Below are 23,270 nucleotides of genomic sequence, written 5' to 3' on the forward strand. Positions count from 1 at the left end.
TTCTTTTTTTTGGGGTGAACATTGATAAAGCTCACATATCATGGAACTGAGAAAGAAATCAACGATGCTGTCAAAATCATCCGCAAGAACGAGTCAGTACTGCTCATGCGTGAGACAAAAGCCCGTTTGAAAATACAGAAGCTCATCGACCAGCATCACATACGCGCCACCATCATGGTCAACGGCAATCCAGTGTGGAGCAAAGACCGAATAATCAACAACTTGGAAAAACTGATGAAAGTCGGCAGCCTTTACAATCAAGACCAGAGAAGAATGCCCAACCTATCATACTATTTTTATCAGTTTCTTTGGCAGGTCTGCGGCAGCCTACAACATTACGACATTCACGGGTGGATCCACAAATATACAACAATCGAACATCTCCGTAAGTTCTTCAAACGCAACGAATTCGGAGTCAGAGTATTCGACTACATTCCTAAGAGGATGTCAGATGCACGGTCAATAGTTGAGCAAATAGAGTTGACTCTGTTCCCGTTTACGCACTACATGAAAACCCATCCAACACCAAAGAAGTTGCCGATACGCAAGAAATAATCCATTCTTTCTTTTTTTTCGGAGTGATTTTTGCAATGCCGACTCTAAGAAGCGAATTCAGCATAGACCAATTCGAGGCAGGTCTACAGAAACTTGCACACGAGCTTCCAAGATTCCGTAAGATGTCAACGGAAGACATGACTCTGAACTTCTACTATGATGATGGTAAACCCCGGAGGATATCTGTTCAAATCCATAGACCTACAGGAAAACAAGGAAGATGGGGTCCAGAAATAGAATACTGGGGCTTCAGCATCGAGTTTAAGCCCTATCTCGACAGCCATCACCAAACCAAAATAACATTCGCCAGCCCTGAAGACAAAGGAAGGATAGAAACATGGCTAATGGAAATTATGGCGTCAGAGAAACCAAAGCCAAGGTTCACATTGAGAGACATGTTGCTGCACAAATAAACCACTCTTTTTTCTTTTTTGGGGTGAAAAGCAATGTTCACGTACGTCTCGAGTAGTCAACTATTTTGCTATCATCCAAAGCTCCCGCATCAAGTCCAAGCTGGTGGTTGGGAAGAAGGCTTTGACGAGGTTTTGAGGCAGCCCCAGCACCTCACCATTCCTGCTCACCCACTGCTGACTGCAAAGCTTAAAGACAAAACTGATGGACACTATAGTTGTCAATGGTGAACGGACTGTGGAACGCAGGATTTATGCCGTTCATGATCAAGACCTAATGCGGTTTTTGACTGACCTTAACCTATTGGATAGGATTCTTAGGAAAGAACTGAAATGCCATGAATGCGGTTGTGTGATTACGCTGGAAAATGTTGGATTTATCACTTTGTCCAAGGGTGAAGTCAAAGTTTGTTGCGACGACCTCGAGTGCTTCTATAGATTCAAAACCAAGGCGAAGGAGAGGAAAGAAGACGCCACTTAGAACGAGCTTGTACATAATTGCTGCCGTTTTCTTTGTAACAACAGGAATAGTGAGTCTGGTCTATCTCTCTTTCAATATTATCCTTCAAGCCATAGGAGCGATGGGAAGCTGGGCGGCATTTGGTATTCTGCTTTTCCACGCTCTCACCTCAGTCCCATCATTCCAAGGAATTGGCGCTTGGATTGCCAGAGGCTTATCATTTTGGAAGCTTGGTGAAAAAAGCGCTGTAGCCCTAAAAATCGAGCAGAGCCTGAATTCGGCGCAAGAGGAAATCAATAATGAGGCTAAAGGAGTAATTCCATACCTAGCCAAAGTGGAGTGGGTAAGTAAGCCTTCTTATCTGGATACTGGTCAAGAAGTGGTAATAATCCGAATGAAAGAACATCGAGAGAACCCCCGAAACATTGCCTATGCGGTAGTCGACTATATCTCGAAAGGAATGATCCCGTTCTCAAGACCTTACTTGGAAAGACCCATTCAGATAGCTATGGACGCTGCAATGGTAAAGAAGATTCTTCTCAACAGAGACCAAGGTGCTCTCGACTACTTCCTCACTAACGTACTGAACAAAGAGCTGGCTTTGGAAGGCGTCAGGAAATACATGAGCATCATGAACAACCTTGACGACCATGGGCTATTCACACGAGTCTATCTGGAAGAGATAAAGGAAGTAGGTCTGGAGCTGTATCCAGTCGAAGACAAAGCTGCCTTGAAGGAGACAAAGGAGCTATTGGTGCAGCTCAACGTGTTAGCTAGTCGAAAATCGGGAGAAAGAAAGGGGGCTGAACCCTACATAGGAAAGAGAATTAGGATAGGCTATCTTTTGGTGGCAAACCCCGAGCGCCTTCTTTTCGAAGGTTCCAAGCCATACATACAGCATGTTTTACGATGCCTTGAAAGTGGGGCTAGAGTCGTCTACTTACTATCGCGTGGAATGAACAACAAACCTTCAAAGCAGCTCGCAGAAGAAATATCCGAAAAATGCAATATGAAGATAGTCAATTCGACTGACTACGAGGAAACCATTGAGAACAAGAGGATTAAGGCTCTGTGCATAGAACTACGGACGGGTAAGGCTTCTGGAGAAGAGACGCTTACTTCTAGTATTCCCAAGAATGATTAACGCCCGCGCTCTGACTGCAAATCGTCGCTGTTCTTTAATACTTGTGACATAGACTAATCAGTACCACTTTTTGAGATCTAGCGAAGTTTTCTCATGCTTAGCGAATTGTGTAGCTCTATTCAATCGGAAATAGTGAGGATAAAGCCTGCCTTCAGTCGCTTTGCTGGTCAGCCACCAAGCCAAGTATTTGCTCACGGGAAACAGCCAGTATCTTCCATTTTCCAATGTCCATTCTCTCACTCTCCTTTCTCTATTCCAGTAATCCGTCATTCAATTCACCATCTATTTACAACTTTTGAAAGCATTTTCCAGTAGAAGATTTATCGACAAATCGTTTAATGCAACCTAACAAAGCATACCGCATTGGTCTGGATGACTGATCTGGGGAATACACATATTGAACGTGTTGATTGTTCAAGAACCTCACCTCAGCAATATCCTTAGTGGACGTAAGACGTGGGAAATCAGAAGACAAGACACCAGAATAAGAGGCCCAATAGGCTTAGGTAGAAACGGAGAGATGTATGGAAAAGCCATTCTAAAAGATAGTTTTCCTATGCCTGTCCAAGACCTAGTGAAACACCAAGACAAGCATCAGGTTTCTCCTCAATGGCTAGAAGACTACGCTAAGGAAAAGAACATCCTATTTGTCTGGCTTCTGGAAAAAGCAGAGAGGCTAGAGACACCCATCAAAATACCTAGAAGTTATGGGAACTGGGTTCGATATGAAAACAAACCTTAGAATGAAATACTCGCTAGCCTACGAGAAAAGAAAGAAGGATGCTGTGGCTTAGCTGTTTTGTTGCTTTCGCTTCTTGTACATGTGTATGCCTGCTACGGCTGCGATGCCGCCGAGGCTGAGCACGCTGAAGGTTTTGCCATAGTTCTTGCTTAGTATGTACAGGTCTTTTGCGTCTACTACGCCGTCTTGGTTGATGTCGCCGTACTGCCAAGTAGGTTCTTCGATTGTCCACATGCGTACTCGCACAAAATTCCAATCAGAGTCAGTTTTGCCTCGGTACAAAGTAATGGTAGAGTTTGTCAATGCGGTCATAGCCAAGCCCAGCTCAGCTTCTGTCTTTACGAGCCAGAAATCAGCGTCTCCTGCGCCCGGAGAATAGGTGATGCCTGCCAAGACGTTTCCACCGTCGCCAGTCTCCACAACAGATTGCGCCCAATCAGGGCCTGTTCCGCCATATATTTTGCTCCAAATGACGTTTCCACTAAAGTCAGTCTTGACAAAGTAGAAATCATCTCCGCCCATCCAAGGGTCATATGATTCCGAGACACCTGCCAGGGCGTATCCTCCGTCGTCTGCTTGGACAACACTGTAGGTTTCGCTTGAGTATCCCTTTGGATAACTTTTTATCCATTGTTGAATTCCGTTGGAATCGGTCTTAAGGAGGACACCGCTCGAACGAGAGACGGTCCCTCCTCTTCCCGCAACGGCATATCCTCCGTCCTGCGTCTGAATCACAGAATAGGCAATGTTTTCATTCCCAACGCCATACGTTCTGTTCCACTGCGCGTTTCCATTAGAATCGGTCTTGACCAACCAAAAATCAGAGTAGCCGCTAAAAGACCTTGTGAAACCAGTCAGCGCGTATCCTTCGTCACTTGTCTTAACGAGTGAATAAGCCATATCACTGAGCATTCCTCCATATGTCCTATTCCACTGCATGTTTCCATTATAATCAGTCTTAACCAGCCAGAAATCATAGTTGCCAGTGTCAAGGGAATCTGTGCGTCCAGCTATTGCGTAGCCGTCTTCAGCGGTCTGAACAACAGACTCGCCAAAGTCTCCTCCCGCTCCACCATATGTTCTGCTCCACTGCAAGTTCCCAAACCCATCAGTCTTTGCTAGCCAGAAATCAGCTTTTCCAGCGCCCTGAGAATGAGTGTAGCCAGCCAATGCATATTCCCCATAAATCGTCTCAATAACTGAGTATGCCTCGTCATCGCCTGCTCCGCCGTATGTTTTGCTCCACATTACATTGCCAGTCCAATCGGTTTTGACTAACCACGCATCTAAGTTCCCGGCGCCGTATGATTGAGTACCGCCAACTATAGCATATCCTCCGTCGCGGGTTTGAACAACGCTACGCGCATAATCGTTGCTTGTTCCTCCATATGTCCTGCTCAATCCAAGAGCGTAGGCTGTTCCGCCAATATGTCTTCTGTGTTCGTCACCGGTAGGCATCCGCTTTCCAGTAAAGTCAACGAAAGCTTCGGAGGTGTTCAGGTTATGCGTTATGTTGAAGTAACTTCCAGTTCTGTTCGTGACGTCAACCCAACCGCTGTCAAAGTTAGGCGGAATTATGAAATATGGTGGAACTGATTCTGAAGGAGACTGCTGGGGTGAAATCGGCTCAAAAGATGGTGCAACAGTTCCCGTCACACCGAAAACCACGGCTATGACAGCCAGCAAAGCCACCACAATCAAGTATTTGCGGTTACCTTTCAAAGCAGTCTCTCTCCGAACCAGCATGTATCAAGGGCAATCAATAAAACGCTTGTGGAGATAAGTTCTATTCAAGAGCACGTGCATTAATGGGAATTAACACCAATGGATAGAACAATTCCATTTTTTTCTAGAGAGAAGTTTCACAATTGCTAAGAGTATTCAATCAATCTTTATGTAAATGCGTGTCGGATCGATTTAGTGAGGAGAGAGGATAATGAAAAAGATACGGTCACTATTAATATCTGGGCTTCTCCTTTTTTCAATGTTTTCGATGCTTCTTTCACAGGTAAAAGCTCAAGAGACTATCAGAGTTCCACAGGATTATCCTACAATTCAAGCTGCCATAAGTGCCGCAAACCAAGGAGACACAGTGCTCGTGTCATCTGGAACATATGTGGAGAATGTGGGTGTATCTAAACCTTTGTCTGTTATCGGCCAGAATAATCCGCTCATTCAAGGCCGCATTGGCATAACTGCAAGCAATGTCGTTGTGAGTGGATTCAATATTACTGGGGGTTTAGTTGGGATTCATGCGTCAGGCTACAGTAATGTAACTATATCCAACAACAACATATATAACGTTGAAGTAGGAGTATCTTTGCCGAGTTCTTCTAGCAATCGGATATTGAACAATAATATTTCTGGCGCTGGATGGTCAGGAATTTATCTTTACCGTTCAACCAGAAATGCCGTACTAAACAACACAATAAAAAATTCGGGTTATGGTGTATGGATCATTCACTATGCACATGACAACATCCTCTATGGAAACATTCTCTTAGAGAATCAGATTGGAATATTGATCGATGGTTGGGTAACGGGATACTGGTCCGGCAATAATCAGATAGATCACAATGATTTTATTAACAATACAAGATATCAAGCGTACCATGAAGCTGGCTCAAGATGGGATAACGGTTCTGAAGGAAATTATTGGAGTGATTATACAGGATCAGATGCAGACAATAATGGAATAGGGGATACGCCTTACGATCTTCCTGCTGGAGGGAACAGGGATTCGTATCCTTTGATGCGACCTTTTAGATTTAGAGAAAAGCCACCTCCATTAGAAGCTGACTTTGAGATTTCTGTTTCTCCAGAGTTTCAAACAGTTAATCCTGGTGGTCCATCAGTGTCTTACACGATATCTCTGACACCTTTAGGCGAGTCAAGTTCTGAGGTTTTTCTGGAGTCGGAATGGGTTGGTACTCCGCCCGCAGACACTGTTGGGCAATTAAGCGCAACGCGACTAACTCCTCCTGATACTGCAACTTTGACTGTAACAACATCTCCAAGCACACCTTTAGGTCAGTATACTATTGAAATCACCGGAACAAGTGGGAGCATAAGCCATTCCAAGACAGTTACCTTAATCGTCAGCAGGGTTGTTGAGATTGAAATTAATGAATTCTACGTAAAGAAGGACTTTGATCTATTATGGCCTGGTGCAGCTGATGTCTATTTTCAAATAGGCGTAAATGGGTTTGATGACGATTACGATCCACTCACAGATCTAGATACTGATTATTGCAGAATTCCAATAGTGGACAATGAAATTCATGTAAATTCAAATGAGAAAATGGCAGGCCCAGCCTATGTACCCTACGACGGGTTTCAGTCCATGAAGTTCCCAGTGAGCTTCACGACAAAAGTAATGGACAATGATGGGGCGTTGGGTTCTGATGAAATATTCGCTTTAGATTTTGTCTTTTCGTCTCTTGGGACAACTGTTATTGATAACCAGAACATATACCTTCAGGTAACCGTTCGCAACATAGAACCGAGACCATTGAAGGTACGAGGCGATCTTACCAATGATAAGACCATAATAGAGAAAACCAACCCCCCTACTATACTGCAGTATGGTCTAGCGGATCAGTGGTATTGGTTTGAGGTCGCAGCAGACAGAGTTTGGGAAGAATATGGGGCCACTTCGCTCGACCCAGTGACAGTTGCGGTTCTTGATAGCGGTATAGATTTCAACCATCCCGACTTGAAAAACAAAATCTGGTACAATGCCAATGAAATTCCAAATAATGGAATAGATGACGACAATAATGGATACATTGACGATTATAACGGTTTTGACTTCGTCAATGGTGAATCTTGGACAAATGTTGATCATTGGGGAAAATGGAAAAATGATGCTGATGGCCCTCTTGATGACTCGGGGGGACACGGAACAGGGGTTTCAGGCATAATAGCAGCAGAAATTAATAACGCGTATGGCATTGCAGGCATTGCACCAAATGCCAATATTATGGCCATCAAAGTTACACCCTACCGTGAATTGAAAGGTTTGGAGTTTACCACAAGTGTCATCGAAGGAATTGATTATGCCGTCAAAATGGGTGCAAAAATAATCTCTATGAGTTTGGGAAGCTATGACCTTGGGCTCTTTTATGACAAAACAGGTTCGGCTGTTGGAAATGCATATAAAAAAGGCGTTACTCTGATCGCCGCGGCCGGAAACGAAAGAACTGCAAACCCTAGTTGGCCTGCAAGCTTTACAGAGGTAATCAGTGTTTCAGCACTTCAACGAAAACTTGGCAATTCAGGATACGATCCGTTCTTACACTTCCTTTCCGAACCAGGAACAGGCTATTCAAGCAATTTTGGTCCTGACGTAAGTTATTCTGGCAGGTCGGTTGAACTTTCGGCACCTGGATATAACCTCGAAACAACTTCTCCATCTTGGTTGGATATTCCATTTACCAAGGGTTTTGGGCAAACCTCTGGGTCCACTCCAATTGTCAGCGCTGTGGCTGCCATAGTTCTTGGTTACGCTCAGAAGAATTATCCAGCCAGACCGTTAAATCCAAATGAAGTTCGTTACATAATGCGAATGTCTTCTGACGATCTGGGTCCACTAGGCTGGGATCCCTACTATGGTTATGGCATGGTTAACGCATATAGGGCACTACAAGAGGTTGATGAACTCCTTGGTCGAAGAGGCTGGCAAATCAAGCTTGACCCTCCTGGTAACTTGGACTTGCACGCGTTTGACGCTTTAGGTCGTCATGTTGGAATCAACTATGAAACTGGCGACCTTGAAATGCAAATTCCTGAAGCGATACACACAGGAGACGAAACAAACGGCTCTGAAACTATTTATTTGCCGTCTGAAATTACAGACTACGAGATAAGAATAGTGAATAGGGAGACCGCAACATCCGTGGAATTTACACTGAACATAACGTCCTTTGATTCTTTAGGGAATTTGATAATGGAAGAACCACTTGAAGGACTGCTTCAAGCAGACAGCGAGATGAAATACGTGGTCGATGGAGTTGAAACAGGTGAATTCAATCAGTACGAATTTGACGCTGACGCCGACAATGATGGATTATCTAATGGCGCAGAGATCCTGCGTTGGAGAACTGATCCACTTAATAGCGATACTGACGGTGACGGATTTTCAGATGGTTTTGAAGTTCAACAAAATACTGATCCACTCGATCCAACCAGCCACCCGCTCATTCCACCTTCTAACATATGGTCGTCTGACTCTCTCGGCAATACTAAAGATGTATTTGTACCTGGTGAGACAGTGTACGTTACCGTTGCGGGTGTTGGCGGTCAAACGGTCACTCTTTACGTGGTAGCTGACCAAACAACTTGGAATACTGGCGATCCCCTAATAGATGTCTCAGGAGGAGCGGACACATTGACCCTAAATTCGGGCGGAGGGACTCAGATAATCCCGATTTGGACTCCACCGCTCATAGTCGGAAGCTTCGACATCGTCCTCGACACAAACGACAACGGAGTCTTCGACGCAGGACTAGACCTCGTTGACTCCATTATCGTGCCTGGATTCTACGTAGTCCCAGAAGTGCCCTTCGGCACTGCCATGACCTTCCTAAGCATGCTCACCGCCCTAGTAGGATTCATAGGATTCAAACGCTTCCGACCAAAGACACGGTTGCAATAGAGATACATCCAACATCGCCCTCTCTTTTTTTCTTGAGTAGAGCGATGGATATCTGTTTCCGAATTTTCTTCGGGTTATCTCCCGCACATCCTCTTTTTTTCTTGAGTGTGATTCCATTCTCTTTGACGATGTCCCGTATGGCAACTCTTATTATTTTTTAACCATATCGTTTTGGTGGTAGTGGTCTTGGATATTTCAAATTTGAGCTTTCCTCATCAGAACTATAAGACAACCTTAACGAAATTTGTTAACTACTTCAAAGAGTATCCTGGTGTTTATGCAATAGTTCTTACTGGTTCTTTGGCGAGAGGAAGAGCTGTAAAAGGCTCTTGCATTGACCTTTTCGTGTTCTTGCCTAAAAAGCATCTGAAGTTTTTGGCTTCAACCATCAACTCTAGAATCGAGGCTTACTCTCGCCTAGGTGGACAAATTGCTTATTACGAAGGCGAAGTTGAGGGCGGAGTAGAGTTTGGAGATGTTAGAGTTGATGTGGGCTTCACAGACGGCAGTTTCAACTACAAACACAAGAATTCATTTGACATAACGAGAGACGACTTCGAGACTACGGTTGGCAACCTCCTAGTCTATTCGATTCCGCTATATCAGAAGGGGAAACGGTTTCAGTGGTTAAAGCGGAAATACCTGCCATTCTACAATGATGCACTAAGAAGAATCCGTTTAAAGGGAACAGCAGAGGAATTTGATTACAAGACATGGAAGACCAAGTGGCTTGCAGAAAGAGGAGAATATTTTGCAGCTCTTGATGCTTTGCTAGAAGCGCAAAGAATCTTTCTTCAACATCTGTTCATAAAGGAGCGAAAATACCCGATTGACTACGTCAAATGGCTTCATGAACAATTTTCAGAAATTCTCTCCATGCCCGAATTGTATCGAGAACTAACCCAGATAGTAGATAGAATAGAACTTACCAAGAATGGCATCTTTGAGAAAAGCAATCTGCTGGAAAAACTCTTTAAGCGATACGGATTCTACGGTAAATCCTCTTCAACTAAGTAAATTGCTTGCTGTCAAACAGAGGTTGTGGTGGGGTCGCTGGGATTTGAACCCAGGATCTCCAGCGCCCCAGGCTGGGATCCTTGACCAAGCTAGACTACGACCCCACAGGAATAGAGTATCATCTTTCAACTTGCATTAATAATTTAAGGATAAATATGCCTACAGATGACGTGAAGCTGGCGGACGTTCGACCTCGATGGAGTTTCTTGACGCTATAGATGAGTTGCAAAGGAATGTTGAGGAGATCAGGAAACAGCGCAGACGGAAACGTTTACGAAAACTCCTGAGATTCTTTCTAATTGGCTTTCTAATCGGCAGAGATTCCGACAAGAGAATCTCAGAGCTCACTTCACGAAACAACTTGATTGTAGACAGTCTCTTCAAGCGCTTGGAGGATTTGAAACATGAAGAGAAACGAATCAAAGAATTATCAGACATGTACATTCAACTAACGCGAATTACGGAAATGATGACCAAGCTCAAGAGGAACCGGCAGATGCAAAGAACCTTGTTCTTAACTTAGACGAGCGTCTCAGAAAGTATCGTGGCATGATTGTAACTTGTGCTAAGAGAGCAATCGAACAAAGTGAACTTGCCATAGACAAAGGGGTTGCGAAAATAATCAACAGTCATACCTATCTGATATATAGCGACAAACAACGCTGCAACGACATAATAAAATCGTTTGAAGAAGACCTCAAGTATGTTGAGCAAAGCGGCATTCTGAACGATGAATACATAGTTGAGCAGAGGAGAAAGCTAGATAAGAATCGCCAAACAGTCTTAGACTACAACAAAGATTTCATCAGGCAACGAAAAAGAGACTACAGCTACCTCTGGAGCAAAGGGCTTGTCACTCTTGATGATGAACAGCAAACGGCAATAGTGACGGATGACAAACACAACCTAGTAGCTGCAGCAGCAGGCTCAGGCAAAACAGAGACCCTCATCACTAGGATTGCTTATCTGATAGCAAGAAAGCCCGATAGTGTTCAGGCAGAACGAATCTTGGCAATTGCTTATCAGAGGAAAGCCAAAGAGGAAATTGAGCAACGGTTGCTTGACAGATACAATATCAGGAATGTCAACGTAAGGACTTTTCACAAGCTCGGCAAGGACATCCTGGAACACACTGGCAAGAAACTATCAACGATAGACATTGTAAATGAGAATAAGAAACATGAAGCAATACAGAAGATTTTCAGCCAGAAGATAAAGAGCGAACCAGATTACTACAAGTTGTTCCTGACCTTCGCTAAGACTCTCTATGATTATGATGAGAAAGAGAGCGTCAAGACACAAAATGAAGCTCTGTCGTACGCACATGAACAAACTTGCTACGCCATAGACCGCACAAAAGTCAACAGCCGAGCTGAGAAAGAAATCATGGACTTTTTGCTGACCAGCAGACTCAATGGAAAACCTATTGAAGTCAAGTATGAACCTGACTTGTCTGTTTTTAGACCCGATTTCTACTTGCCAGAACACGGTCTTTACATCGAACACTGGGCTTTGAACGAGAAAGGAGAAGTGCCAGGGTGGTTCAACCAAACAACCGAGGAATACAGGAAGACCATGGAGATGAAAAAGAAGTGGTTTGCAGAACATGACAAGCTTCTTGTCGAAACATTTACGCATGAGTATAGAGAAAATAGCCCAGAAGAGTTCATTGAACTCCTGAAGAAACGAATAACAGAGAAGCTTCAAGAGGAAAACAACTGCAACTTTGAGTTCACGCGCAAGACCTACGAGGAGATTGTTGAACTCGCTTGGGAATCGTGCAGAACACCAGTGGATGACATTGTCAACTTCATAACTAGTGCAAAAACATACGGTCTATCACCCACGAGAGTTGCGGAGAGACTACGCAACAACAAATGGACTCGTAAGCAGCTGGCTTTTGGAAACCTTGTCCTCCCTGTGTACCACGACTACGAAGTAGCCTTGATGGAGCATGGCAAAATCGATTTTGAGGACATGATAAACAAAGCTATTGATGAATTGAATACTAGCCCAGACCTTTTGACTGATGCTTATGACCACATACTAATCGACGAATACCAAGACATTAGCGCACAACGATACAAACTGATAAGTAAGCTATTGGAGCGTAACCCTAGATGCAAACTGTTCTGCGTTGGCGACGATTGGCAAAGCATAATGGGTTTCTCGGGTTCCAACCTAAACTTCTTCGTCAATTTTGAGCAATATTTCGCAAAACCTGCAGTCACAGTAATCTCCACTAACTATCGCAGTGTAAAGACGATTGTTGATGCAGGAGCAGAGCTGATTCGGAACAACACTAGTTGCCAAATACAGAAGCCCACTTTGTCAAATCGCAAGGATTTGAAACCCGTAAGAGTTGTGCAGTTACTTCATCAAGAAGGATACGAAAGGAATTACTATCGCCAGATGGCTGAAGACTGTTTAGACCGCATTGCTGCCTATATTCAAAATGGTTACTCGCCCCAAGACATACTTGTCCTAAGCAGATTTATGCGGACTCGCATTAGTCATGGTTACAGGGTCCTCACCAATATTGAAATCTTCATAGAAAAAGCGAAGGAGGATGGAATAAGCCTAGCTTATGAGAAGCTAGATGCCCGAAACAAGGTCAGACTGCTGACTGCTCACAAGAGCAAAGGCTTGGAGGCAAAAGTTGTGTTCTTGTTGAATGTCACAAAGGGCACGTATGGTTTTCCATCTGAAATAGAGGACTCATCCATCTATGAACCGGCTAGGGAAAACTACCCTATTCAAGACCCAAAGGAAGAAGAACGCAGGCTATTTTATGTTGCGATGACCCGTGCTATCGAAGACCTTTATATCTACACTTGGGAACCAGCAATGAGCGAATTTCTTAAGGAGATTAGCGATTACACGATTGAGGAAAGACTGCGTTACTAGCGGGTTTGCCTTTAAGAAAACGAGAGATTCGCGGGAGAAGGTGTCCCATGTTTGTTGTGGTAGGGTCGCTGGGATTTGAACCCAGGACAAATGGAGATATCTCCATCTTTGTATGATATGATATAAATGCTGGTTAAATCACTAAGATTAGAAGCAACAGAAATAGAAGGAGCGTGAGTGTACGACTGAAGATGAAGAAGATGAATGGGATGAATGTTGCGTTTGTCATAGGCATTGGACGGGACTAGCGAGCTCTGGAGAACTGGCAAGTTTCTTTAAGTGTAGTGAATGCGGGGGAGAATGTTGTGAAGGATGCTGGAATGAAGACATAGAGATGTGTGACGACTGCAAGGAGAAAAAAGAAGCTGAAGAGGAAAAAGAATAGAGAGAAAGGAAAATGTGATTCTGAGGCAAGACGTTCTGAATGTATGCACTAGAATGAGTATGTCTTCACTTTAGCGATGGGTTGGTAGTAGCCAATATCGAATAATAACTCGCTTCGATGTGAAAAAACACCTTGGTTGTCCATCAATACGAATAGAGTAGCCAAAGAAGCTATGCCGCAGACAACATTCCCCAAGCATCCATCTTTAAAATTGTCTATATCGGAATGTTTCAAGTTGTTATAGGCGATCCACCAAGCAGGTGTGCTGCTTTTGATGTTTTCAAATGGAAAAACGAAATGATGAGTAAAAGGCGTAATCAATCGAACCCCTATTAATTCGGCATCTTTCACTTCGTCAACGATGAATTTCAAGTAGTCTCTAATGTCGTACTCACGCTTCAGACCGACAAGGGTGTTTTTGACTAGTCCATCTCCTAAAGAACCAAATGTGCTGCCGATGTCTCTTATTATGCTAGCAAATTCGCTAGAAAAGGTTGTCTTGTTTTCTGCCGATATTTCGACATATCTCGATGCTTCGGTTATTCTCCGCTCGATATGAAAATATCGCAGGGAGAGGTATCCATACAATCCTTCGTACCAAGCCTCTTTCCCAAATTTGGGATATAATTGTGGATCGCAACCTGCATAGCTGTCAAATAGGTTCATGTTTCCACTCCTTTGTCCAGACTATGTTTTCTCTTTTTCGCTTAGGCTCTCTTCGATGCTGCTGAAGCATGCACGCTTCAAATGAATTCTGGCCTATAACATGAAAAAGAGGGGATTTTGCTGGAGATATCGCCACCCGAACCCACGACCAAGCTAGACTACGACCCCTATTGACTAGACGTGATCCCTATGCTGAAGGAAACATTGCAAATAAACTAATAAAACTTAAACCTCTGAGAACATCAGAGAGAGATCTTATCTGTCTGGCTTTCAAGGACTATTCGGATTGCCCATGCGTGGAGAATTGGTCATCTTAGGTCTGCTGGTCATTTTGATAGCTCTAATCCTTCGGATGAGAACGAAGTACCAATCAGAAAGAATTCAGACAATAGGGTTCGTAATAATAGGCATTTCTTTTGTGGTTGTTGGCTTAATCTTGAACTGAAACATCATGCAGAAACCAAAATAAACCGCAAGCAGCAATGATCAAACTTGTTGATGACACTGCAGCGCAATTGGTCACCACCAAGTACACAGCGCCGACGCGCCCAACGCAACATAGAAGTAGTAGTCAACGTACACGCGGCGCAGACTACTACTTCTAAACAGAAACAAATCTCGGTATTATTACTGATTCTACGCGGAAGTTAATAACACCTGAAACAGAAACCGCTTCCAACATTCAAGATGTTGTTGTGGCAAGCCCTTCAACGTCAACAACAACTTCACACAGCCACACGCGCACATGCAGAACGCCTCGGTATTATTACGGTTTCTAAGCCGAAGCTAACGACTCATGAAAAACTCAGACCGCCACAAACACTCTGCGTTTGCATGTTCAACTACAACTGTCCAAGCAGCCCCAGCCTCCAGCATTCTGGATGACATCGTCATTAGGGAACAGTTTGATGACGACGCTCACACAGCTTCTGCCACGAAACGCGTCAACATTGAAAGAAAATACTTATGGTAAGTTGACGCTCTTACTCTTCAAAGACGAAAGAAGAAGGCTAAAGGGAAAAGCTGCCTTCTTCTTCCGAAAAAACTTCACCCGCACCCCAAGTTGCAGCAACGAGGACATAAGATGTCGCATCATGAACACATAACCCTCATACTCATAATAACCCTACTGGCTTCAACCCCCCTTGCCACAGTCATCTCTCCCAACGCCTCGACACAGCAAGAAATGACCCCAACGCAGACATTCGAAACCCACGAGGAATACTTTAAACTCGCCTTCTCCGCCGACGGAAACCACATCGCAGCCATAAGCAACGAGACAGACACATTAACCCTGTTCAACCGCATAGACACGCTCTGGAACACCCATGTGCCGGGCATCAGCTCCATAGCAATATCAGAAAACGCCAGCCTCATCGTAGCCGGAGCAAACAGCGGCGTGTACATTTTCACCACGCAAAACCCAACCCCACAACGCCGCTACGACCTAAACTATCCAAACCCATTGATCGCACTCTCCAATGATGCCAGCACCCTTGCATACGCAGCCACAACCATGCTATACGTTATCCAAACAGGAAACCAGAACCCAACGTGGAACACCACACTTCAGGGAACTCTAGAAAGCCTATCAATAGCCGGCAACGGAAACTACATCTCAGCCACCACAAACCACCCAGGCACATTATACCTGTTCTCCAGACAACAGCCCACACCAACATGGACATACAACCTCGGAGAAAACAGCGGAGCAACAAGACTCTCGCATAGCGGCGAATACCTCATAGCAACCGGAGGCAACCAAACCAGCCAAAACCCAACACGCATCTACCGATTCCGCACGCAAAGCGCCCTGCCAAACTACATTAAAATAATCTCCGAACTCGCATCCACGCAGGAAACAGCCCTCTCCTCAGACGGTTCAATATTCGCCATAAACCAAGCAGTCAGCAAACGCCTCATCTTCTTCAACCTGAACCTACCACCATACGGATACGGACCAGGCAGCGTCCTCAACATCTCACTTCCCAGCAAACCAACTTCGATATCCATGTCACTGGATGGCAAATACACCGTGGTGGGCACAGACAATGGCATCTACCTATACCAATACCAAAACAGACAACTAACACTCACAAAACAATACACAGCCAACACGCCCTCAATCACCGACATTGCCATATCTGGAAACGGCTCACACCTCGCAGCACTGGGAAACACACCACAAAACAGCAAAAACTCTGCAATCTACCTATTCAACCTACAGGAAACACGAGACACCCCGCCAAACCTCTTGCCACAACTAACCCTCCTAACAATCAGCATCATCATCGGCTCAACAGCCATCATCTACACGCTACGCAAAAAGCAAAAACCACAAAAACCCTCAAGCACAACTTAAGCTAACATTCTCCCCAAAACCACGCCCTCTCAGAGGTTAAACCTGTGACATCATCCCCCCTAACTGAAACGATAAAACGAACGAGCACCCTACTCCTGCAAGGAGCATCAAACCAGGTAACAGAATACGAAAACCGCTTCCAAACCCTACACACACTCTACGACCGACTGCTCTCAGACTTCATAATCGCCAACTTCGACAACGAAAAAGCCTACAAAACAGCCCAGGAATTCTTCGGCACACCAACAGTGCGATTCGCAGGCATCGACGGCACCATGTACTCACGACCATTATTCGACCTCATAATCTTCTTCGGCGGCGCCTACGCCTCAACCGGCACCATCACATTCACAGAAAAAAACACGCCAATCGTCACATACGACGCGAAAACTTTTCAACAGAGCGCAGGCGTATCCAGCGTCGTCCCAGTCTACATAAACGAAGTGCCCGACATAGACCAAACCTTCTTCGACACAGCACAACCTGGCAAAATAGCCCTCAACAAACCATTGACTGACGATGGCATCGTAAACAACGCCACAATCGCCAACTGGATAATGACCTTCGCCGAATTCTACCTAGCCTACAAACTCGCCTCAGACCCACAGCAAAGCACACGAATAATTCTAATGGACCGAAGCCTCTCAATCGAACGCGCCAGCCTACTCTACGAAACACACAACAGAGACCTCTGGAAAACCAAATCAGCGCTGATAGGCTGCAAAATCGACAACCAACCCATCGACATGAACGACTTGACCATCGGCAGACAACACATAATCAACACAACCCTGAAAATCCCAGCCCCCAGAGCAGACTACCTCCGCTACGCCATATTCAACACAATCCAACAAAAAGGCGCCCTAACCAAAAAACAAATTCTCCAAGAACTGGGCATAGCAGACGAGAAACGTGCCCAACGAACCGAAAGATACCTCAAAGCCCTACTGAAAGACCAAATCCTAACTGAAAAATTCGACGCCTACACATTGAACCCAAAATACGCTGACACATGGACACGCCTCAAAAAACTCGTCATAGCCCTCGGCGACCAATTCTTCTCCAACACTGAGCCAGCCACACTCCCAACCAGCAACCTCATGAAAATTCAGAAAAACGGCAAAGAACAATGGCTCACAACCCTTGACATCGCTTTTCTTACTCTCTTCAGCCTCGAAATGCTAATCGAACAATGCTGGAACAACAACATTCTACTCATAGGCATAACCAAGGATACAGCTGCAAGAGACTTCAAACGCCAACTCATACCCATACTACAAAACCAACAAATGCTGAAAAGCACAATCACACACGACGAACTAGAGAAACTGCCCAACACCGACCGCATGATACTCCAATCCGCCAGCCTCTTCAACCCAGACAAAATGAAAGTACCATGGAGCCTAATCGAATACGACTCAGCCTTCAAAACAATGATACCCGACCCCCAAAACAGGAAAAGCCACGTCCTAGGCGCACGAAAAAACAGAATCAGCATAGAAAAAACCTTCCTAAAAACCTACATACAACTAAGCCAAGCAGCCTCAGACCCAATGCTCCGCAGCAACGTTCTACTCATAGACCGCCTAGCTCACCCCAAACACGACTACACTCCAAACAGCACAACCCAATTCTGGAACGAATTCGGCGGAGCCACAGAACCAGTCCAAGCCATACTTTTCAAAAACAACACAGTCGAAAACCCACTTCAAAACCTAATCATGACTACACTGATCGCCATGACATCGCCCAGCATACCCGAAGCCTTCGGACACAACAAACCACTATTCATAGCCGACAAAATCGCAAAACACAACTACACCAACTTCAAACGCATCGCAGACTCAACCGCCCACTGGCTACTCAACAACCACAAACTAAGAAAATTCATATTCTATATGAGCACATTTAGAGAAAGGCGAGCCACAATTGAAGCCACAAGACGAGAAACACCTTAACACTACGTGCTTCACCGACTTCGAGGGCAAGTTCCACGCCCGCCTCAGCCACGTAATCCCCCGACAATTCGGAGGAACCGAGGAATCAAAATTCGGAGGCATAAGCGCCCGCTACGAATGCAGAATCAAAGTAGAATACCAAAAAGACCTAATGGGCTTGCTCGAAGAGGGCATGCTAGTCGCCGTCAAGAACTTCAGGCAAGCTGAAAAAGACTCAGAACGCTACACACTAATGGAAATCAGCCGAGTCTGGCCAGAACACTTCGGACTCCGAGGCTTATCAGATCACAGCTACTACCCCATGCAATTCGAAATCATCGAACAATCCGAAGCAGATTGGCAAACCGACGACAAAGCAGCAATGATGATTCAAATCAGCAGCATTCCCATCAACTACGACCTCTCTCTAGACAAAGAAAACCAATGCAAATTCATCAAAGGCTTCTCATACCCATTAGTTGCCAGCAAAGTCAACATACTCAACAGCCAAATGATAAACCGAATGTACAACCAAAAAATCGCGGAGAAACTGGGCATAGATCCGACCAAAACCACCGAGGACGCCCACAAAGACCCGCGACTTGGCCTAATCAAAATGTTCCAAGCAACAAACACGGTTATACCCATCTACATCGATTTTGAAAATCTTGTTCGCTACCACTTCGGAGTGTTCGCCTTCACAGGCGGCGGCAAAAGCAACCTCATGTCCAACATCCTCAGACACCTACTACTTCACACAAAAGACACAAAAATCGTAATCTTCGACATAAGCTGCGAATACCTATTTCTGCTTATGGACTTGTTCGCCGACCCAGCTATCCCAAGCAAGCTCATTCTTGAAACTAGAACCGAAACCGTGGGGCAGCTAACAGACTCGGTTGTAAAGCCCAGAGAATACGAGGCCGACGCGAGAACGCTTAACGGCTTCAAGCAAATCTTGGATCAAGGCAAAGTCTCGTATTACACGAAACCCAAACAAAGAGTTCCTACATACAGTCAGTTCTTAGGCGAACTGGAAGAACAGAGAAAAGAAAGCATCGGCAAGCCACACTACATAAACGCCATCGACCAAATCGGCGACGCAATCCTAGAGTACATAGACGAGCACGGCCTGAGCGAAAACGATGAAGTGGACAAAAACTTCATTCAGTATATCGACGCAAAAGCCATGGAAACTGTAGAAACCTTCAAGGTTCACGACAAAAGCGGACTATACGCTTGGGCAACCACAAGATCAACAATCCTCGAAGTTCTTAAGAAAAAGCATGAGGAAGAAAGCAAAGAAGTCGGCGGCCTCACAGCTGAGAAAATCCAGCACCTGCTCGAGGGTAAAGAACGACTAATCTGCATTTCAATCTCAGATCCGATTACCATAAAAGAGCTTGTCATTGGTCTCACGCGAGACATCCTTGCCCACAGAAAGAGAAGATTCCAGGTTAAACCCCACATTCTCTTCGTCTTCGATGAAGCCCAAGAATTCATACCTGACATGTCAAGCACCATCGGCATCGACAAAAAATGCAGTAAGCAAGTGGAAACTTTGTTGCGGCAGGGAAGAAAGTATGGTTTGGGCGCATGCATAGCAACGCAGAGAATCGCTTACTTGAATACAAACGCGTTGCAGCAACTTCACACCTATTTTGTCGGCACCTTGCCACGACCATACGATCGGGCGCTCATAAGCGACACCTTCATGATAGACAAAGGCATATTGGAGAAAACACTGGAGTTCGCTCCTGGAGAATGGCTGTTGTCCAGTTACATTGCCACTGGCATAGAGAATGTGCCCATTTTCATCAAAGCCGACAACGCTGAGAAAGAGATAGAGAAGCACCTGCGCTGTTGCACAAGCCAAAGTTGAGGTGTAATGATGCGTAGGAAAGATTTGAAAGGCGACTTCTGGCCAGCGGTTCGTCAACGCATGTACGAGAAGGCAGTGGAACTTTTCATGTACGATCACCCTGAGACACAGAATAAGCCGGAACCAGAAGAACTGCGTGAAGGAGGCTATCTCCACACCGCCAAGGTCCTAGTCTTGAGAGAAATCAGACTCGAGAGTAAACCGAAAGTGCGATGAAAAACTCCCGCTTTTTCACCTTAGTAGGAGATGATGTGGAAATGACTGAAGACGTAGTGTTTGAGAAAATAAGACACAAGACCATGGAGTTCTACAGGCATTCGCATCACGACCGATACCACATTGAAAGAGTGTACAACCTAGCTTCGCGTTTAGCTCACAAGGAGGGCGCCGATTTAGACGTGGTCAAAGCAGCTGTGCTCCTGCATGATATCGCTAGGGCAATGGAGGATGAAGGCAGAATCGATGACCATGCAAAAGAGGGCGCAACAATGGCACGAAGCATTCTTAACGAAGTCGGTTTTCCAAACGATAAGGTCGACAAAGTAATTTACTGCATTGAAATGCACAGGTTTAAGAAAGGCTTGGTGCCCGCAAGTCTGGAAGCTAAGGTATTGCAGGATGCGGACAGGTTGGACATTATTGGAGCAGTTGGAATTGCCAGAGTTTTCACACGTGGCGGTTGGAGCAACAAACCTATCTACGACCCGTCAATCCAGCCTAAGAACAGATATGACGGCAAGTCAGATACTTCAGTAAACCACATCATTGAAAAACTGTTGAAGATCAAGGACACGATGAACACTAGAACTGCGAAAAGAGTGGCTGAAGAAAGGCATAGGTATGTTGAGCAGTTCTTGGAGAGGCTGCTCAAAGAATGGAAGGCTGAGATCTAGCCTGCACTTGCTGGAGAATACCTTATAGTTCATCAACACGAATCCTTGAGCTAAGGCGCGCCTGCGACTGCCGCTTCAAGAATTCGCTTAACTATTTCCACAACTGTGTTGATTTGCCCGCTGTAAAGTCCGATCGTCATGAACGTTACTCCCAATAATAGGACAAGCGAGCCGATGACTCGGCGCATTGACACTTCCACTAAGTTGCTCTCTCCTTTGACTATAGTCAATGATCATGAGCTTATACGTGTTTCTTTAGTTTTTCTTCGATGAGTTGTCTGGGAATTGCCCCGATTATTCTGTCAATTTCAACCGCGTTCTTCATGATGAGTAAGGTTGGTATGCTCATTATGCCAAACCTCTCTGCAGTTTGCGGATTATCGTCAACATTTAGTTTTCCGAATACTATGCGACCAGCGTAGTCTTTTGCCAGTTCATCAATGGTTGGCGCTATCATTCTGCATGGACCGCACCAATCTGCCCAGCAGTCAATTAGCATGAGTGGATATTTCATAACTGTCTCGTTGAAGTTTGCATCGTCGATGATTATCGGATTCTTTTCAGAGGGTTTTTCCTCTTTCATCCTTGTTGTCAACTCCTTCATCTTTTGTGCGCGGATTTTTTCAAGCTCGGGCTCTTTTTCTCTTTCAAGGCGTTCAGTCTGCATTTTCATGCATTGGTTCATAATAACAGTCATGCCTGCTTCTCGCGCCTGAGCAGCCGCTTCTTCGTTGACGATTTCAAGCTGCATCCAAATGACCAATGGTTTTCCGTTCTTCCGCTTCAACTGAATAGCTTGATCGACTATAGGCGGCACGTCTTCAGACCGTCTAAAAATGTCAACAACCTCAACGCCTTTTTGAATGTTGTCTGGCAAGTCTAATAGCGAGGGGTAACTCCTTTCACCCAAGACTTCAATCAGATTGGGGTTAACTGGGATAATTTGCCAGCCTTTAGACTGAAGATACTTCGCTACAATGTGGCTGTATTTCGAGGGATCAGCTGAAAGCCCTACTACAGCCACGGTCTTGTAGTCTTCCAAAATGCTTGTGAGTGTGTCTTTCTCGCTCAAACGCTTTCCTTCTATCTTCTGGAATATGATCTGGACTTGAAGTAGATGCGTTGGCTTGGAAATATTGATTGCGGTGGCTTGGGTGGTCTTCCCATAGGAATTACGGCGGAGATGTGAAGGATTCCTGGAGCGCTGAACAGGCATTGCATCTGACGCAACCAGCCTTGCTCTTTCTCGGATCTAAACCAACCTTTCGTAAGGTTTCTGCAACGCCTCGATAAAGACGCGTCATTCTCGCCGAATCGGGAGGAATGATGTTCTCAAAAATCGTTCCCGGAATTGGTCTTAATGGAAGAAGGTAAGGTACAACGCCTATTCGGGCTGCTTTCTCAGCGCCTGTCAAAATGCTTTCGTCACTTTCACCTAGCCCGGCGATGACAAAAGTGCTTACTTGCCCCTCTCCGAACAAGTCTACCGCTTTTTTCCATGCGTTGAAGTAAGCCTTAATGTCTGATTTTGCGGGGCAGACTTCACTCAAGACTTTACGGTCGAAAGCTTCAATATGAATGCCAACAGTGTCCACACCCGCATCAAATAATCTCTCCAAAGGTCCCTTATCCCCACACGGCTCTAGCTGCACGTGCACTGGTAGGTTCAGGCGCTTTTTGACGGCATGTGTTGCTTCGACTAAGTGCGAGGCGCCTCTATCGCTGCTGTTAGCGGGAGTCCCAGTGGTCAAAGTGACATGAGTCGCCGCGCCTTCTTTGAGCGCCTCTTCTGCCACTTCGGCAACAAGCTGGGGCGGTTTGACGACTAGTCTTCTACTGTCTCCAAGCTCGATGGCACAAAACTTGCACTGCATTGCATTTTGCCAGTGGACGCATTTAGAGTACACTGTGGAAGCTAGGCAATCTTTGCCGTGAAGAATGGCGACTTTCTTCATAAGGGTGCCATCCACGGTTTTCTTCTCGTAAAAAAGTGGTTCTTGAACCGGCTTCACTTTCGTCAGGGGTTCTGTGCCTCGAAGAATAAACCAATGATCATCTGCTTTGATTAGTCGAAATGGAGAAGTCTCTATGAATCTTCCTTGGAGAGGTATCTCAATACAGGTTCCATTGGGCAGCGTGAAATATCGTCCGCCGGCTGGACCTGCCCCTGCCTTCCGCCCTCTGTCAATTCCTTCTTCTACTCGAGCGCCTTTACAGAGCAATTCAATTTTCAGACGGGTTGCGTTCAAGTGTA

Annotated in this window: 20 protein-coding genes and 1 tRNA gene; 14 read left to right on the top strand and 7 right to left on the bottom strand. The window is 45.2% G+C overall.

The annotated features are described in order from the left end of the window. The first annotated feature begins 21 nt into the window (after window positions 1–21). From VJ249_03845 to VJ249_03860, 4 genes are all read left to right on the top strand, one after another. Window positions 22–555 carry a hypothetical protein gene (locus VJ249_03845; protein ID HKZ93699.1) on the top strand — a complete coding sequence of 178 codons (534 nt, stop codon included), beginning with the start codon at window positions 22–24 and terminating at the stop codon, window positions 553–555. Window positions 556–590: 35 nt separating this feature from the next. Continuing rightward, complete coding sequence (locus tag VJ249_03850; protein ID HKZ93700.1) at window positions 591–968, top strand: hypothetical protein; 378 nt, start codon at window positions 591–593, stop codon at window positions 966–968. 235 nt (window positions 969–1,203) lie between these two features. Next, window positions 1,204–1,446, top strand: coding sequence for a hypothetical protein (locus tag VJ249_03855; protein HKZ93701.1), 243 nt, complete (start codon window positions 1,204–1,206; stop codon window positions 1,444–1,446). Between the two features lie 7 nt (window positions 1,447–1,453). Continuing rightward, window positions 1,454–2,569: a hypothetical protein gene (locus VJ249_03860; GenBank protein HKZ93702.1), complete on the top strand. Its 1,116-nt coding sequence runs from the start codon at window positions 1,454–1,456 to the stop codon at window positions 2,567–2,569. 57 nt (window positions 2,570–2,626) lie between these two features. Here the strand turns inward: VJ249_03860 and VJ249_03865 are convergent, their stop codons facing one another. After that, on the bottom strand, window positions 2,627–2,839 hold the full coding sequence (locus tag VJ249_03865; protein ID HKZ93703.1) for a hypothetical protein: 213 nt from the start codon (window positions 2,837–2,839) through the stop codon (window positions 2,627–2,629). A gap of 127 nt (window positions 2,840–2,966) precedes the next feature. On the opposite strand from VJ249_03865, the gene VJ249_03870 reads away from it, so the two are divergent. After that, the gene (locus VJ249_03870) at window positions 2,967–3,311 is read left to right on the top strand and encodes an RNA-binding protein (GenBank protein ID HKZ93704.1); all 345 of its coding nucleotides are present in this window, start codon (window positions 2,967–2,969) and stop codon (window positions 3,309–3,311) included. A gap of 48 nt (window positions 3,312–3,359) precedes the next feature. Here the strand turns inward: VJ249_03870 and VJ249_03875 are convergent, their stop codons facing one another. Continuing rightward, window positions 3,360–5,033: a hypothetical protein gene (locus VJ249_03875; protein HKZ93705.1), complete on the bottom strand. Its 1,674-nt coding sequence runs from the start codon at window positions 5,031–5,033 to the stop codon at window positions 3,360–3,362. A 214-nt stretch (window positions 5,034–5,247) separates the two neighbouring features. Between VJ249_03875 and VJ249_03880 the strand changes: the two genes are divergently transcribed. Next, a complete protein-coding gene (locus tag VJ249_03880; protein HKZ93706.1) occupies window positions 5,248–8,967 on the top strand; it encodes a S8 family serine peptidase in 3,720 nt (1,239 codons plus the stop codon). A gap of 186 nt (window positions 8,968–9,153) precedes the next feature. Next, window positions 9,154–9,984: a nucleotidyltransferase domain-containing protein gene (locus tag VJ249_03885; protein HKZ93707.1), complete on the top strand. Its 831-nt coding sequence runs from the start codon at window positions 9,154–9,156 to the stop codon at window positions 9,982–9,984. Window positions 9,985–10,009: 25 nt separating this feature from the next. Here the strand turns inward: VJ249_03885 and VJ249_03890 are convergent. Continuing rightward, window positions 10,010–10,088, bottom strand: a tRNA-Pro gene (locus VJ249_03890). A 92-nt stretch (window positions 10,089–10,180) separates the two neighbouring features. Between VJ249_03890 and VJ249_03895 the strand changes: the two genes are divergently transcribed. Then, window positions 10,181–10,507: a hypothetical protein gene (locus VJ249_03895; GenBank protein ID HKZ93708.1), complete on the top strand. Its 327-nt coding sequence runs from the start codon at window positions 10,181–10,183 to the stop codon at window positions 10,505–10,507. Window positions 10,508–10,533: 26 nt separating this feature from the next. Continuing rightward, window positions 10,534–12,891, top strand: a complete 2,358-nt coding sequence (locus VJ249_03900; protein ID HKZ93709.1) for a UvrD-helicase domain-containing protein — start codon at window positions 10,534–10,536, stop codon at window positions 12,889–12,891. Between the two features lie 433 nt (window positions 12,892–13,324). Here the strand turns inward: VJ249_03900 and VJ249_03905 are convergent, their stop codons facing one another. Further along, on the bottom strand, window positions 13,325–13,942 hold the full coding sequence (locus tag VJ249_03905; GenBank protein ID HKZ93710.1) for a hypothetical protein: 618 nt from the start codon (window positions 13,940–13,942) through the stop codon (window positions 13,325–13,327). Window positions 13,943–15,026: 1,084 nt separating this feature from the next. On the opposite strand from VJ249_03905, the gene VJ249_03910 reads away from it, so the two are divergent. From VJ249_03910 to VJ249_03930, 5 genes are read left to right on the top strand one after another with little or no spacing between them, the layout of a single operon-like run. Continuing rightward, on the top strand, window positions 15,027–16,304 hold the full coding sequence (locus VJ249_03910) for a WD40 repeat domain-containing protein (protein ID HKZ93711.1): 1,278 nt from the start codon (window positions 15,027–15,029) through the stop codon (window positions 16,302–16,304). Between the two features lie 44 nt (window positions 16,305–16,348). After that, complete coding sequence (locus VJ249_03915) at window positions 16,349–18,262, top strand: hypothetical protein (GenBank protein HKZ93712.1); 1,914 nt, start codon at window positions 16,349–16,351, stop codon at window positions 18,260–18,262. Continuing rightward, window positions 18,234–20,123 carry an ATP-binding protein gene (locus VJ249_03920; GenBank protein HKZ93713.1) on the top strand — a complete coding sequence of 630 codons (1,890 nt, stop codon included), beginning with the start codon at window positions 18,234–18,236 and terminating at the stop codon, window positions 20,121–20,123. Before VJ249_03915 ends, VJ249_03920 begins: the two co-directional genes overlap by 29 nt. Before the next feature lie 6 nt (window positions 20,124–20,129). Then, a complete protein-coding gene (locus VJ249_03925; protein HKZ93714.1) occupies window positions 20,130–20,339 on the top strand; it encodes a hypothetical protein in 210 nt (69 codons plus the stop codon). A 41-nt stretch (window positions 20,340–20,380) separates the two neighbouring features. Then, window positions 20,381–21,016, top strand: a complete 636-nt coding sequence (locus tag VJ249_03930) for an HD domain-containing protein (GenBank protein HKZ93715.1) — start codon at window positions 20,381–20,383, stop codon at window positions 21,014–21,016. 50 nt (window positions 21,017–21,066) lie between these two features. Here VJ249_03930 and VJ249_03935 read toward each other — a convergent pair whose 3' ends face one another. The 3 genes from VJ249_03935 to VJ249_03945 all read right to left on the bottom strand — a co-directional run bounded on the left by VJ249_03935 (window position 21,067) and on the right by VJ249_03945 (window position 23,265). Next, window positions 21,067–21,246, bottom strand: a complete 180-nt coding sequence (locus VJ249_03935; protein HKZ93716.1) for a hypothetical protein — start codon at window positions 21,244–21,246, stop codon at window positions 21,067–21,069. An 11-nt stretch (window positions 21,247–21,257) separates the two neighbouring features. Further along, a complete protein-coding gene (trxA, locus tag VJ249_03940) occupies window positions 21,258–22,088 on the bottom strand; it encodes a thioredoxin (protein HKZ93717.1) in 831 nt (276 codons plus the stop codon). A gap of 100 nt (window positions 22,089–22,188) precedes the next feature. After that, entirely contained in the window at window positions 22,189–23,265 is a 1,077-nt protein-coding gene (locus VJ249_03945) for an MSMEG_0568 family radical SAM protein (GenBank protein ID HKZ93718.1), read from the bottom strand. Between the last annotated feature and the right edge of the window lie 5 nt (window positions 23,266–23,270).

Source organism: Candidatus Bathyarchaeia archaeon (assembly GCA_035283685.1).
GTDB lineage: Archaea > Thermoproteota > Bathyarchaeia > Bathyarchaeales > Bathyarchaeaceae > DATETJ01.

Excerpts from the sequence above, each read along its gene's own strand:
- VJ249_03850 (HKZ93700.1), top strand. The coding sequence starts at position 591 with ATGCCGACTCTAAGAAGCGAATTCAGCATAGACCAATTCGAGGCAGGT.
- VJ249_03865 (HKZ93703.1), bottom strand. The coding sequence starts at position 2,839 with ATGACGGATTACTGGAATAGAGAAAGGAGAGTGAGAGAATGGACATTG.
- VJ249_03880 (HKZ93706.1), top strand. The coding sequence starts at position 5,248 with ATGAAAAAGATACGGTCACTATTAATATCTGGGCTTCTCCTTTTTTCA.
- VJ249_03895 (HKZ93708.1), top strand. The coding sequence starts at position 10,181 with ATGGAGTTTCTTGACGCTATAGATGAGTTGCAAAGGAATGTTGAGGAG.
- VJ249_03900 (HKZ93709.1), top strand. The coding sequence starts at position 10,534 with ATGATTGTAACTTGTGCTAAGAGAGCAATCGAACAAAGTGAACTTGCC.
- VJ249_03905 (HKZ93710.1), bottom strand. The coding sequence starts at position 13,942 with ATGAACCTATTTGACAGCTATGCAGGTTGCGATCCACAATTATATCCC.
- VJ249_03910 (HKZ93711.1), top strand. The coding sequence starts at position 15,027 with ATGTCGCATCATGAACACATAACCCTCATACTCATAATAACCCTACTG.
- VJ249_03925 (HKZ93714.1), top strand. The coding sequence starts at position 20,130 with ATGATGCGTAGGAAAGATTTGAAAGGCGACTTCTGGCCAGCGGTTCGT.
- VJ249_03930 (HKZ93715.1), top strand. The coding sequence starts at position 20,381 with ATGACTGAAGACGTAGTGTTTGAGAAAATAAGACACAAGACCATGGAG.